This is a genomic window from Marinovum sedimenti, assembly GCF_054052205.1.
In genome coordinates, this window is the sequence record NZ_CM133223.1 from 2,793,237 (window position 1) to 2,806,710 (window position 13,474).

10 protein-coding genes are annotated in these 13,474 nt (G+C 62.4%); 6 read left to right on the forward strand and 4 right to left on the reverse strand.

Going from position 1 to position 13,474, the window contains the following annotated elements; translation table 11 throughout:
- The first annotated feature begins 153 nt into the window (after window positions 1-153).
- On the forward strand, window positions 154-3,654 hold the full coding sequence (gene dnaE, locus ACW9UO_RS13385; protein WP_457086291.1) for a DNA polymerase III subunit alpha: 3,501 nt from the start codon (window positions 154-156) through the stop codon (window positions 3,652-3,654).
- A 183-nt stretch (window positions 3,655-3,837) separates the two neighbouring features.
- On the opposite strand, the gene ACW9UO_RS13390 is transcribed toward dnaE, so the two are convergent.
- Window positions 3,838-4,605 carry a sulfite exporter TauE/SafE family protein gene (locus ACW9UO_RS13390; RefSeq protein WP_457086292.1) on the reverse strand — a complete coding sequence of 256 codons (768 nt, stop codon included), beginning with the start codon at window positions 4,603-4,605 and terminating at the stop codon, window positions 3,838-3,840.
- A gap of 147 nt (window positions 4,606-4,752) precedes the next feature.
- Between ACW9UO_RS13390 and ACW9UO_RS13395 the strand changes: the two genes are divergently transcribed.
- Entirely contained in the window at window positions 4,753-6,453 is a 1,701-nt protein-coding gene (locus tag ACW9UO_RS13395) for an acyl-CoA dehydrogenase family protein (protein ID WP_457088655.1), read from the forward strand.
- A gap of 36 nt (window positions 6,454-6,489) precedes the next feature.
- Here the strand turns inward: ACW9UO_RS13395 and ACW9UO_RS13400 are convergent, their stop codons facing one another.
- Together ACW9UO_RS13400 and ACW9UO_RS13405 are read right to left on the reverse strand one after the other, a co-directional pair.
- Window positions 6,490-7,662, reverse strand: coding sequence for a Hint domain-containing protein (locus ACW9UO_RS13400; protein ID WP_457086293.1), 1,173 nt, complete (start codon window positions 7,660-7,662; stop codon window positions 6,490-6,492).
- A gap of 74 nt (window positions 7,663-7,736) precedes the next feature.
- Window positions 7,737-8,789, reverse strand: coding sequence for a Hint domain-containing protein (locus ACW9UO_RS13405; RefSeq protein WP_457086294.1), 1,053 nt, complete (start codon window positions 8,787-8,789; stop codon window positions 7,737-7,739).
- 191 nt (window positions 8,790-8,980) lie between these two features.
- Here ACW9UO_RS13405 and ACW9UO_RS13410 point away from each other — a divergent pair, with 191 nt between their 5' ends.
- Complete coding sequence (locus tag ACW9UO_RS13410) at window positions 8,981-9,784, forward strand: hypothetical protein (protein WP_457086295.1); 804 nt, start codon at window positions 8,981-8,983, stop codon at window positions 9,782-9,784.
- Window positions 9,785-9,823: 39 nt separating this feature from the next.
- Here the strand turns inward: ACW9UO_RS13410 and ACW9UO_RS13415 are convergent, their stop codons facing one another.
- Window positions 9,824-10,018 carry a SlyX family protein gene (locus ACW9UO_RS13415; protein WP_457088656.1) on the reverse strand — a complete coding sequence of 65 codons (195 nt, stop codon included), beginning with the start codon at window positions 10,016-10,018 and terminating at the stop codon, window positions 9,824-9,826.
- 151 nt (window positions 10,019-10,169) lie between these two features.
- Between ACW9UO_RS13415 and hisS the strand changes: the two genes are divergently transcribed.
- From hisS to hisG, 3 genes are read left to right on the forward strand one after another with little or no spacing between them, the layout of a single operon-like run.
- Complete coding sequence (hisS, locus tag ACW9UO_RS13420) at window positions 10,170-11,642, forward strand: histidine--tRNA ligase (RefSeq protein ID WP_457086296.1); 1,473 nt, start codon at window positions 10,170-10,172, stop codon at window positions 11,640-11,642.
- Window positions 11,642-12,742, forward strand: a complete 1,101-nt coding sequence (locus tag ACW9UO_RS13425) for an ATP phosphoribosyltransferase regulatory subunit (protein WP_457086297.1) — start codon at window positions 11,642-11,644, stop codon at window positions 12,740-12,742. The genes hisS and ACW9UO_RS13425 overlap by 1 nt, the downstream gene beginning before the upstream one ends.
- Window positions 12,739-13,437 carry an ATP phosphoribosyltransferase gene (hisG, locus tag ACW9UO_RS13430; protein WP_457086298.1) on the forward strand — a complete coding sequence of 233 codons (699 nt, stop codon included), beginning with the start codon at window positions 12,739-12,741 and terminating at the stop codon, window positions 13,435-13,437. The genes ACW9UO_RS13425 and hisG overlap by 4 nt, the downstream gene beginning before the upstream one ends.
- Window positions 13,438-13,474 lie beyond the last annotated feature (37 nt).

The window sequence follows — 13,474 nt, forward strand, 5'->3', positions numbered from 1 at the left end:
CACCGCGCCTTATGCGTTATCAGATGCTTACCCGATTGTTCGTCTATTTTTGAAACAGCGTTCGGCTTTGGCGATGTCACCCGTCGCCGGGCTTTGCGTAATCTGGCCCGTCTTGGCCTTTCCTCGGTCCGGCCGTCGCAATATGGTCGGGCGATGAGCAGCACACCCCGATTCATCCATCTCCGCACCCACACCGAATATTCCCTTCTCGAAGGTGCCATGCGGCTGAAAAAGCTGCCCGGGCTTTGTGCCGATATGGGCATGCCCGCCGTGGCCGTGACCGACCGCAACAACCTGTTTTGCGCGCTTGAGTTTTCCGTAGGCGCCCAGGCGGCCGGCGTGCAGCCGATCATGGGCTGCCAGGTTGACGTGGCCTATCAAGAGGCCAAGCCCGGCGACAAACCGGTGGACCCCGCCGCCGTGGTGCTTTTGGCGCAGAACGAGCGGGGCTATGAGCATCTGATGAAGCTCAACAGCTGCCTTTACATCGACAAAGGCGGGGCGTTGCCGCAGGTCACACTTGAGGAGCTAGAGGCCAATTCCGACGGGTTGATCTGTTTGTCTGGTGGTCCGGATGGGCCGGTGGGGCGGCTGTTGCGCCGGGGCCAGCGCCCGGCAGCCGAGGCGCTGATGACGCGGCTCAAGGCGATCTACGGCGACCGGCTCTATGTCGAGCTTCAGCGCCATCCCGGTGACGGCGGGCTGCCCCCGGCCGAGGCGAAATCCGAGCGGGGTTTCGTTGAAATGGCCTATGCGATGGACCTGCCGCTGGTGGCGACCAACGATGCCTATTTCCCCAAACCCGAGATGTACGAGGCGCATGACGCGCTGATCTGTATCTCTGAGGGCGCCTATGTCGATCAGCAGGATGGCCGCCGCCGCCTGACCCGCGAGCATTACTTCAAGTCGCCGCAAGAGATGGCAACGCTGTTCGCCGATCTTCCGGAAGCCTTGGAAAACACAGTGGAAATTGCGCAGCGCTGCGCCTTTGGCTGTTATCGCCGCGACCCGATCCTGCCGAAATTCGCGGATGACGAAGTTGCCGAATTGCGCCGCATCGCCAACGAGGGCCTGCAAAAACGGCTCGCGGTAATCCCCCATGCCGTCAGCGTTGAGGACTATCAGAAACGCCTCGATTTCGAGCTTGGCATCATCGAAGGCATGGGCTTTCCCGGCTACTTTCTCATCGTTGCCGACTTTATCCAATGGGCCAAGGATCACGAAATTCCGGTGGGGCCGGGGCGGGGCTCTGGGGCCGGGTCGCTGGTGGCTTATGCGTTAACCATCACCGACCTTGATCCGCTGCGCTATTCGCTGCTGTTTGAACGGTTTCTTAACCCTGAGCGGGTATCGATGCCCGACTTTGACATCGACTTTTGCATGGATCGCCGTGAGGAAGTGATCCGCTATGTGCAGGAAAAATATGGCCGCGATAAAGTGGGCCAAATCATCACCTTCGGTGCCCTGCTGTCGAAGGCGGCGGTGCGTGACATCGGGCGGGTGTTGCAGATGCCCTATGGACAGGTTGATCGCCTGTCCAAGATGATCCCGGTGGAGGGGGTGAAACCCGTGTCCATCGAAAAGGCGTTGGTGGATGAACCGCGCCTGCGCGAAGAGGCGCGCGCCGAAGAGGTGGTTGACCGCCTTCTGACCTACGGCCAACAGGTCGAGGGGCTGCTGCGCAATGCTTCGACCCACGCCGCCGGTGTGGTGATTGGCGACCGTCCGCTGGATGCTCTGGTGCCGCTCTATCAGGATCCGCGCTCTGACATGCCGGCCACCCAGTTCAACATGAAATGGGTGGAGCAGGCCGGGCTGGTGAAGTTCGACTTTCTCGGCCTCAAGACCCTGACCGTGATCCAGAATGCGATGGATCTGGTGTTCAAATCCGGTCGCCCGCTGCATGTGTCCGCCAGCGGAACCGAACTGTATGACCCCGCTGAAGGGGCCGAAAACCAGATCAACGCCATCCCGCTTGATGACGAGGCCGCTTATAAGCTCTACGCCGCCGCCAAAACCGTCGCGGTGTTTCAGGTGGAATCCTCGGGCATGATGGATGCGCTCAAGCGCATGAAACCCACCTGTATCGAGGATATCGTTGCCCTCGTCGCGCTGTATCGTCCCGGCCCGATGGAGAACATCCCGACCTATTGCGAGGTCAAGAATGGACTGAAAGAGATCACCTCGGTCCACCCGTCGATTGACCATATTCTGGCGGAAACCCAAGGCATTATCGTCTATCAGGAACAGGTGATGCAGATCGCGCAGGTCATGGCGGGCTACTCGCTTGGCGGCGCCGACCTGTTGCGCCGCGCGATGGGTAAAAAAATCAAAGAGGCGATGGACGCCGAGCGGCCCAAATTCGAAAAAGGTGCCAAGGAAAACGGCGTCGACAAGAAGAAGGCGACCGAGGTTTTCGACCTCTTGGAAAAATTCGCCAACTACGGCTTCAACAAATCCCACGCCGCCGCCTATGCCGTCGTCAGCTATCAAACCGCCTGGCTTAAGGCCAACCACCCGGTCGAGTTCATGGCCGGCGTGATGAACTGCGATATCCACCTGACGGACAAGCTTTCGGTCTACTTCGAAGAGGTCAAGAAGGGCCTCGATCTGCCCTATGTGCCCCCCTGCGTGAACCGCTCTTTGGCGACCTTCGATGTGGTCGACGGGGCCTTGGTCTATGCGCTGGGCGCGTTGAAAAACGTCGGGCTTGAGGCAATGAAACTGGTGGTCGAGGGCCGCGACGGCAAACCGTTCGCCACGCTCTATGACCTCGCCCGCCGGGTCGATCTTAAACGCGTCGGCAAGCGCCCGCTTGAGATGTTGGCCCGCTCCGGCGCCTTCGATCAGCTCGATGCAAACCGGCGGCGGGTGTTTGAATCACTCGATGCGCTGGTGGCCTATTCCGCCGCGGTGCATGAACAAAAGAACTCCAATCAGGTGTCGCTGTTTGGCGAAGCGGGCGACGATCTGCCCGAGCCACGCCTCGCGCCGGTCAACGATTGGCTGCCCGCCGAACGGCTGGCCGAAGAGTTCAAGGCCATCGGTTTTTACCTCTCCGGCCACCCGCTTGATGACTACATGGCCCCGCTGAAACGCAAAGGCGTGATGACCCTCGACGAGGTGATGGCCAAGGCGGAAAGCACGCCCTGTCTTGCCAAATTGGCCGGCGTTGTCGCCGGGCGGCAAGAGCGGAAATCGGCACGCGGCAACCGTTTCGCCTTTTGCCAACTCAGCGACACCACCGGCGCTTACGAGGTCACGCTGTTTTCCGAAACGCTTGAAAAGTCACGCGATTTTCTCGAAACCGGGGCCAAGGTTGTGGTGACGGTCGAGGCGACGATGGAGAGTGATCAGCTCAAATTGCTCGGTCGTTCGGTTGCGCCGATTGACGTGGCGGTGGCCGATGCCGGCTCGACCGGCCTCAAGGTGTTTGTCGAAGAGCCGGGCGCGATTCCCTCGGTCGCGACCATCCTCGCGGACGCGGCGCAAAAGGGGCTAAAGGCCGCGCGCGGCCCGATTTACCTCTACCTGATGGACCCCGCGTTGCCCGGCGAAGTCGAGATCGACACCGGCATGGAATACCCGGTGACGCCCGAAATCAAAGGCGCGTTGAAAAGCCTGCCCGGGGTGATGGCGGTCGAAGAGGTCTAGGCTCCCGGCACGGGCTCAAGGCGAAGCCGCCGCGCATCGCAGGGCCGCCCCACGGCACGGCGATTTGGCTCAATTTAGCGTATTGTCGGAAACTTTTACGGATTTGGCCGGGATAAAGCGCCGCAAAACGCCCGTCGGATCGCCGCACCACGGCCCAGAAACGCGCGGCTTGCGCCTCCCCGATCACACCAAAAACGCCCGCCGGATCAGGTTCAGCCCCGCCACCAACAGCACCACCAGCGTTGCCCGGCGAAAGGTGTCCTGGTCAATCCGGTCCTGAATCTGCCCGCCCGCCCAGGTGCCCAGCATCGCTGGCACACAAAGCCAGACCGAAAACCAAAAGGTCTCGGCCCGCACCACACCGCTTTGCCAATGCGCGCCCAAAAGCAGCACCGCGCCAAGCCCAAAGGCCGCGCCCTGCGTGCGCATCTGCATCTTTTTCTCGGTGTCCAGCGCGGTCAGATAGGCCACCAAAGGCGGCCCCCAAACCCCCGACAACCCCCCGATAAACCCCGAAAACGATCCGATGGCGAGCTCGGCCTTGGTGCTCTGCGCCGCTAGATGAAAGCGCAGGCCGACAAGCTGCATGAGGCAGAACAGCGTGATCGGCAGGCCGATGGCCAAGAATAGCACCCAAACCGGTAAGAAAACGTAAAGCTGCGCCGAAGCGATCAGCATGACCCCCGCCGTGATCAGATACACCCGGAATTGCCGGACCGCCGCCCATGCCGGGCGCCACCCCTGCCGCAAGGCCTGCATTCCGTTGGACAAAAGCGTCGGCAGAATCAGCCCGGCCAGCGCCACATCCGGCGGCAAAAAGCTGCCCAGCGATGAAATCATGATCATCGGCATGGCGAATCCCACCGTGCCCTTGATCACACCGGCAAACAGCGCCACCGCGCCGCTTAAGCCAAAGGCCCACCACCCGAATTCTGCAACAAAGCTTTCCATCCCCGCCGCCTAACACAGCGGCAGAGGTGCTGCATTTGAAATCGCTCCGCGTAATTTATGCCATAAAGTATAGGTTAAAACGTATTTATGTTGCGCTGCATCTGCGAAGTCATTATGCACGTGCAGGATAATTTGAGGAATGCGATGATGGCCCATGACGGACAAGACCTGAACATGGAGGCGCAAGTGTTGCTGCCCAATCTGCTGACACTCACCGGCGCGGCGATTGCCCCGGTTGAGACGATCTTTGACAAATCCCGCGCCCATCTGCGCGATCTTGTGGTCGCCGATGGCCGGGTATCGGCCAAGCTGGTCGAGGCCAATCAGGATGCGGCACACGGTCTGGCATGGCTTGCTACCTATCTGGAATCGCTCAGACAAATGCAGGGCTGGGCCGAGCGGATGACCTCGGAAAGCCGCTTTGGCGAACTGGAAGCCTTGCTCCACCAAATCGCTTTTGGCGAATACCTCGCGCAGATCCGCGGCGGCATCCCGATGAACCAGGGCGAGATCGTGCGCCCGCGTGATTTCGGCGTCGACCCGTCCGAATTGAAGGTGCTCGACACCCCCGAAATCGAAACTCTGCTGACCTCTGGCAACACCACCGCCGCCCGCATGCGGCTGGTCGAGCTGATGCAGTTGCAGCATGGCGCAACGATGTTCGGCGCCTCCGGGCTCGACGAAGAGCTCGAGATGATCCGCGACCAGTTCCGCCGCTACGCGGTCGAAAAGGTTGAACCCTATGCCCATGACTGGCATCTCAAAGACGAGCTCATCCCGATGGAAATCATCGAGGAACTGGCCGAAATGGGCGTCTTTGGCCTTACCATCCCCGAAGAATTTGGCGGATTTGGTCTGTCCAAAGCCTCTATGTGTGTGGTCTCCGAAGAGCTGTCGCGCGGCTATATCGGTGTCGGCAGCCTTGGCACCCGCTCGGAAATCGCCGCCGAGCTGATCCTCGCGGGCGGCACCGAGGCGCAAAAGGCCAAGTGGTTGCCCGAGCTCGCCTCGGGTGAAAAACTGCCCACCGCCGTGTTCACCGAGCCCAACACCGGCTCCGATCTCGGCAGCCTCCGCGCCCGCGCGGTCAAGGACGAGAACGGCGATTACAAAGTCACCGGCAACAAGACCTGGATCACCCACGCCGCCCGCACCCATGTGATGACGCTACTGGCGCGAACCGATTCAGACACCAGCGATTACAAGGGCCTAAGCATGTTCCTGGCCGAGAAAACGCCGGGCGACGATGCCAATCCCTTTCCGACCGAGGGCATGACCGGCGGCGAAATTGAGGTGCTGGGCTACCGTGGCATGAAGGAGTACGAACTCGGCTTCGACAACTTCCACGTCAAAGGCGAAAACCTGCTTGGTGGCGAAGAAGGCAAAGGTTTCAAGCAGTTGATGGAGACCTTCGAATCCGCCCGCATCCAGACCGCCGCCCGCGCCATCGGCGTGGCGCAATCGGCGCTGGATGTGTCGATGCAATACGCGCTCGACCGCAAGCAATTCGGCAAGTCGCTGATCAATTTCCCCCGCGTCGCGGGCAAGCTGGCGATGATGGCGGTCGAGATCATGGTCGCGCGCCAGCTTACCTATTTTTCGGCCCGCGAAAAAGACGAAGGCCGGCGCTGTGACCTTGAGGCTGGTATGGCCAAACTCCTCGGCGCGCGCGTCGCTTGGGCCGCGGCCGACAACGGCCTCCAGATCCACGGCGGCAACGGCTTTGCGCTGGAATACAAGATTTCGCGCATCCTTTGTGACGCCCGCATCCTGAACATCTTTGAAGGCGCCGCGGAAATTCAGGCGCAGGTGATTGCCCGCCGTCTGCTCGATACCAAAAGCAACTAAGCGCTCAGCGCGGCGGCCCAAAAGGGCGCCGCGCTGTCACGCAAACTCAGCAATCAGCGCTTTGCGGTTTTTCAAGTGCCGCTGCAACAGCGTGCGAATCTGACGCCCCTTTTCGGCCAACAGCCGCGCCGGGGTCGGCTTGCCGCACTGCTCTGACAGCTCGGGAAACAGGCAGGTGATCTCTTCCACCGCCGCCGGGGCCATCCCCGAAAGCGCCTGCGGACCCGGATAAAGGCTCTCGGTCGCGGCCCCCTCGGAAAACAGGATTTCGTGCCGTTCGAGCAGCAGGTGAAAATACGTCACCTCGCGCGCGGTTTCGATCACCTCGATCCCCGGCATCCCCACCAGCTTGACCGCCGCAACAAGGATCTCCGATTCCGCAAACATCCGCTGCGCAATCGTCGAACGGATCATCACCCGGTGCTGCGGCGATACCACAAGATCGCGCTCCGGCGTGCCCCGCCCCAAGGCCCCCGCCGCAATGCGGATCGGCCGCAGTTTCGGCCGCAGCATCAACTGCGCCGGGCCAAGCCGGCATGACCCAATCCACCGCAGCGGCTGCTCGCCATTGTCCATCGTTGTGACCATATCGCCCACGCGCAGGTCCTCAACAGCCACCGGCCCGGCCCCGGTGGCAATCAGGGTGCCCGCCGCAAAACACACCACTTCCGAGCTTTCGATATTGCTGCTCTTAAAGGTGCTCGGCTCGGTCTCGGTGTACAGCGTGTCGTTGTCCTTGCCGCCGTCAATCTCGTCAAGCTGCGCGTTCTTGCCAATCCGAATAACGTCGTCGCCATCGCCGGTTCTAAGGTGATCGAACATGGTGAAATCATCACCGGCGGTGAAGGTATCGACCCCTTTTGAGCCGTGATAATGGTCAAGGGTAACACCATCCCCCGCGACCAAAACAATCGAATCCGCCTTGTCGGCATTGATGAAGGTGTTGCTCAGGTCAACATTGTCACTGATGTTGATCGTCGGATTAAGCCCGTTGTCGAACTTGTAATCCACCTTGTTAAGATTGCTCTCTTCGAACCGGACTTCAAAGTTCACCGGCGCGCCGTCGGGCGATTTGAAGTCGACATCTTTGTCGGCGGAGGGGTCGATGATAAACACATCGCCGTCGTTAACCACAATATCATCGCCCGCCCGGATCTCATTCGGACCAAGCGGATCAGTGTCGTCTGCAACAATGGTATAGGTCGCCATAGGCTCAACTTCTCAGTTCGCAAATCAGGGGCCCGCGCAAGGGTGAGAGGCGCGCGGGGTCGTAAGGCCGTGTCTTAGGCCGCGCGGTGCCGCAGCAGCGCGCTTTCGCTCGAGGTCAGGTTGCGGCGGGCATAGGCGCCATAGCTGTGCGCGTCGTGTTCGATGGTCGGCAATCCGGCGATAAGCCGCGCGCGGTCCTCGGCGTCCAAAGTCGACAGCTGCGCGCTCGCGGGGTGAAAGCTTTCGGTCTCCAGCCCGTTGGCCCACAGGATCTCGTGCCGGGGCAACAGCAGATGCACATAGGTCACATCGCGCACCGACAGATCGGTCTGCGCACAGGCCGTCCCGATAAGGTCGCGCGCCGCCACCAGCACCTCAGGCGTGTTGAACAGCGCCTCAATCTCGCGCCCACGCAGCAAAAGCCGGTGCTGCGGCGACACAAGAAAGCTGGTCTCGGGCAGATCGGTGCCAAAGGCGCCGGCAAAAATTCGCACCGGGCGCAGTTCGGGCATGGCATACAGCCGCGCGCCCGACATCCGCCGCGCGCCCGCCCAAAGCACCTCTTGCGGGCCATTGTCGCGGGTCAAAACCCTGTCGCCTTCGCGCAGATCCTCAACAGGGCAGGGGCCATTCGGCGTTTCAATCGCGGTGCCGGGGGTAAAGCAGATCACACCGGGGTCATCCGCCTCGCACGCAAACCCGTGATCCAGATCAAGGTTCACCACCCACAGCGCCACATCGCGCGGCGGCACCTCTCCGAGAAACATCAACAGCCGGTCCTGGCCCGCCGGAATCAGGGTCACGGCATAGCTTTTCAGCCCGTCGGTCACGACAAAGCTGCTCTCACCGGCCAGCGGTGCGATATCGCCGGACGGGGCGTTTGCGCCACCCGCCAACGCCCGTCCCACCAATTTGTTAACCATGCGCGCTGCGCGTCTGCGCAATGCGTCCTCTCCGTCTGCGTCGCCCAGTCGCAAGACATCGTTGGGGCCATCCACGCAAAGTGTCTGCCCCTGCCAGCTCCAGCGCGCGCCAACCCTCAAGGATGAGAGCGATGCGGCGGCGAAGCCGTCAATCTCTGTTTGCGACCATGAAATGACAAACGTGCCGCGATAGCCCGCTTCCATGCCCGGTCCTGCCTCGATTTTATTTTTATTACCTAAGGATTAACAGACTTCGGGCCGGATGGGAATTGCCTTTGACGTGGCGAAGTTTCGCCGTTGCAAACTTGCCCAGACCGGCCAAAGCCGCACTTAGGCTAGACGCATCGCGGGCGCTGCGATAAATGCGGGCAATGAACAAAAGATGTGCACCCCCCTTGGCAATCTCGATCGCGGCGCTTTTCTGGCTCTCGGGGTGCGGTGATCCTTTGGCAGGCGTCGACCGTCTGTCTGACATCGAATTGGCCGACGAGGCGCAAGTGCCCGCCATGGCCGCGCCCGAGGAGGGCAGCGACCAGCCAGTGGCGCGCGAGGGTCTGCTCCAGCAGATGATCGGCGGCGATGACACCACGCCAGACGCGCCAAACGCGCAAGCCGGACAAACCGCCGCGCTCAGCGCCCCCAAGCCGCGCCGGGGCCTGTTTGGCCGCATCACCGGCGGCGCATCGAACCGTTCCAGCGAACAGCCGCCCTCTGTTCCCGCCGGAACGCTGCTGTCCTTCGGTCTGGTCAAACCGGTCTGCGATCTGCCAAACGACAAACGCGGCGCCGAAATCGAAGCCTTCCCAGCGCGCAGCAAGGCCTATCGCCTCTACAATTCCGCCCCCGGCAAGACAACGCCGCATCCGTTCTACATCACCGGCTTTGCTGATGGCTGTGCCCGCACCTTCACCGCCGCCGTCGCGGTCTTTGGCGCGCCTGCGATGCACGAGTTGCTGCGCTATGGCCTGCCCGCCGAGGTCCAGCCCTACTCCGCCATCGACAGTGCTTATGAAACCATCAAGTCGCGGGTTTGCCGGGTGCGCGCGGGCCAACCCTGCGGCTCCAAAGTCTCGGCCATCGAAAAGAACACCGTGTTTGTAAGCGCTTATGAGACGTATGGCAGCAATGCCCATTGGCTCGAAATGCTGCTGCACGATGGCGCGCTGGTGGAAACCGTGGTCAAAAGCAACCCCGAGTAACCCCCGAGTAACGCAGCCAAAACCTAAAGCCGCAAACCCCTAGTAATGCGGCGGCCGCTCATCGCCCAGCACAATGCCGCCACTACCGGCGTCCTGCCGCTGGCCCTCACGGTCCATCAGCATCTGCACCCGGTGGGTCAGCCGCGCAATCTCGGTATCTTGCCGGGCGATCACGTCCGACATGTCATCCACCGAGCGGATCAAATGCGCAACACGCTCTTCAAGCGCTTGCAGTTTGTCTGTCATGCTGTCTGTCATCCGCCGCCTTATAGACGATTGCGCGCGCGTGTCAGGCGAAATCCGCCGGGGCAGGGGGCCGTCCGCCTTGCCCCGCGCCATGCTTCCCGCTACACCGCGCGCGAACCCCAGACAGCCGGAGCCTGACATGGCCAAGCAGAAGAAACAGCCCCGCCCCAAGGCGATCACCCCCAAAGGGTTTCGCGATTACTTTGGGCATGAAGTCACCGAGCGGGCCGAGATGCTCCAGACGATTGCCGGGGTCTATCATCGCTATGGCTTTGACGCGCTCGAAAGCAGTGCCGTCGAAACGGTCGAAGCGCTGGGCAAATTCCTGCCCGATGTCGACCGCCCCAACGAAGGCGTCTTTGCGTGGCAAGAGGACGATGCCGATTGGCTCGCCCTGCGCTATGACCTGACCGCGCCCTTGGCCCGCGTCTATGCCCAATACCGCAACGATCTGCCCACGCCTTATCGCCGCTTTGCGATGGGTCCGGTCTGGCGCAATGAAAAGCCCGGTCCGGGGCGTTTTCGCCAGTTCTATCAATGTGATGCCGATACCGTTGGTGCGCCCTCCGTTGCCGCCGACGCCGAAATCTGCGCCATGCTGTCCGACACGCTCGAGGCGGTTGGAATCGCCCGTGGCGACTATGTCGTGCGGGTCAACAACCGCAAGGTTCTGAACGGCGTGCTTGAGGCGATGAACGTCACCGACGAAGGCCAACAGGCCGCCGTGCTGCGCACCATCGACAAGTTCGACAAGGTCGGCGAATCCGGCGTGCGCGAACTGCTCGGCAAAGGCCGCCTCGATGCCTCGGGCGCTTACATCGACGGCGTCGGCCTCGCCGAGACCCAAGCCGAACCGGTGATTGCCTTCCTCACCTCCAAAGGCGCCGACGCGCAAACCACGCTCGCCAACCTGCGCGCCGCCATCGGCGACAGCGCGATTGGGGCCGAAGGCGTCGCAGAGCTCGAAATGATTGCCTCGCTGCTCGCGGCCCAAGGCTATGGCCCCGACCGCATCGAAATCGACCCTTCGGTCGTGCGCGGCCTCGGCTATTACACCGGCCCGGTGTTCGAGGCCGAACTCACCTTCGAAATCCTCGACGAAAAAGGCCGCAAGCGCCAGTTCGGCTCGGTCGCGGGCGGCGGGCGCTACGACGACCTCGTCAAACGCTTCACCGGCCAAGCCGTCCCCGCCACCGGCGTCAGCATCGGCGTTGACCGCCTGCTTGCCGCCCTGCGCGAAAAGGGCCGGATCACCTCGCAGGAACGCGGCCCTGTCGTTGTCACCGTGATGGACCGTGACCGCATGCCGGAATACCAGACCATGGTCGCCGAACTGCGCAACGCCGGCATCCGCGCCGAAGTTTACCTTGGCAACCCCAAGAACTTTGGCAACCAGTTGAAATACGCCGACAAACGCCAAAGCCCGGTTGCCGTGATCGAAGGCAGCGACGAGGCCGCGCGCGGTGTCATCCAGATCAAAGACCTGATCCTTGGCGCGCAAATCGCCGAAAACGCCACGCTTGAAGAGTGGAAAGAGCGCCCCTCGCAATTTGAGGTGCCCCGCGCCGATCTGCTCGCCAAAGTCTGCGAAATCATGGAGTCGCAAAGCTGATGCCCAACCGCTCCCAGATCATTGCCGAGGCCCAGCGCCTGCGCGCCGGCTTCGAGGCGTCGGGCGCGCGGGTGATCGACACCCCCGTGCTGCAACCCGCCGAGGCGCTTCTTGACCTCTACGGCGAGGATATCCGCGGCCGCGCCTATGTCACCGCCGACCCGCTGCGCGGCGAGCAAATGCTGCGCCCCGATTTCACCGTGCCCGTCGTGCAAATGCACATGGACGCGATGCAGCAAGGCGGCGCCGAACCCGCCCGCTACACCTACGCCGGCGCGGTGTTTCGCCGTCAAGAAGACGACCCCGCGCGCGACAACGAATATTTCCAAGTCGGCTACGAGGTGTTCGACCGCTCCGCCCCTGCATTGACCGAAGCCGAAGTCTTTGCCCGCCTCTCCGGTGCCCTGCGCGATCTGCGTCTGCGCGCCGCCACCGGCGACATCGGGCTGCTCAAGGCCGCCATCGCCGGGCTTGAAACCACCGAGAAACGCAAAGCCGCCCTCAGCCGCCACATCTGGCGCCCCCGCCGCTTTCGCGCCCTGCTCGAACGTTTCGCAGGCCGCAGCCCGGTGCCCGCCAGCCGCAAAGCGCTGTTGAAAAAGCCCGATCCGATGGGTGCCATCGCCAACCACATCGGCATGCGCGGCCCCGAAGAAATCAGCGCCCGCATCGCCGCCCTGCACGATGACGCCGCCACCCCGCCGATCTCCTGCGCGCAGGTCGACCTGATCGAAGCGCTGCTTTCCGTGCGCGAAAGTCTGCCGTTCGCGCTCGAACAGCTGCGCGATATCGCGGTTGATCTGCCGTGGATGCAGCACGCGGTCGACCGCGTCGCCGCCCGCTGCGAAGCGCTGCACAAACGCGGCGTTGACGTCGATGCCCTTGAATTTGAAGGCAGTTATGGCCGCACCTCGATGGAATATTACGACGGTTTCGTCTTTGGCCTCTATGCCGAGGGCCGCCCCGATCTGCCCCCCGTCGCCAGCGGCGGCCGCTATGACGCGCTGACCGCCGCCCTTGGTGGTGGCCGCGATATTCCCGCCGTCGGCGGCGTGATCCGCCCCGGCTTGGCGCTGCAATTGCGGGAGTCCGCGCAATGACGATCAAACTTGGCGTGCCGTCCAAAGGGCGGCTGATGGAAAAGACCTTCGATTGGTTCGGCGCGCGCGGCGTTACGCTTGAACGCACCGGGTCCGAGCGTGAATATGCCGGCGCGGTCTCGGGCGTTGAGGGTGTTGAACTCGTGCTGCTGTCGGCCGGGGAAATCCCGCGCGAACTCGCCGCCGGGCGCATCCACCTGGGCGTCACCGGCACCGATCTTGTGCACGAAAAGCTGCCCGTCTGGGAACAACAGGTCGAGCCGCTGGCCGAGCTGGGCTTTGGCCACGCCGACTTGATCATCGCGGTTCCGGCCTGCTGGGTCGATGTCGACACGCTCGACGATCTTGATGCCTGCGCCGCCGCCTTCCGCGCGCGCCACGGCTTCCGTCTGCGCATCGCAACCAAATACCACCGGCTTGTGCGCGACTTCCTGCGCGATGCCGGCGTCGCCGATTACCAGCTGGTCGACAGCCAAGGCGCCACCGAAGGCACCGTGAAAAACCTCACCGCCGAGGCCATCGCCGACATCACCTCGACCGGCGAAACCCTGCGCGCCAACCACCTGAAAATCCTTGGTGACGGTCTGGTGCTGAAATCGCAGGCCACGCTCTTTCGCGCCCGCGCCGCCACGCTCAACAGCGATGAACGCGCCGCGCTTGGCGCGCTCCGGGCGAAACTGGCGCTAGACGGTTAATCACCGCTCCGGCAGGCTTTATTAACGGTGCCGAAAG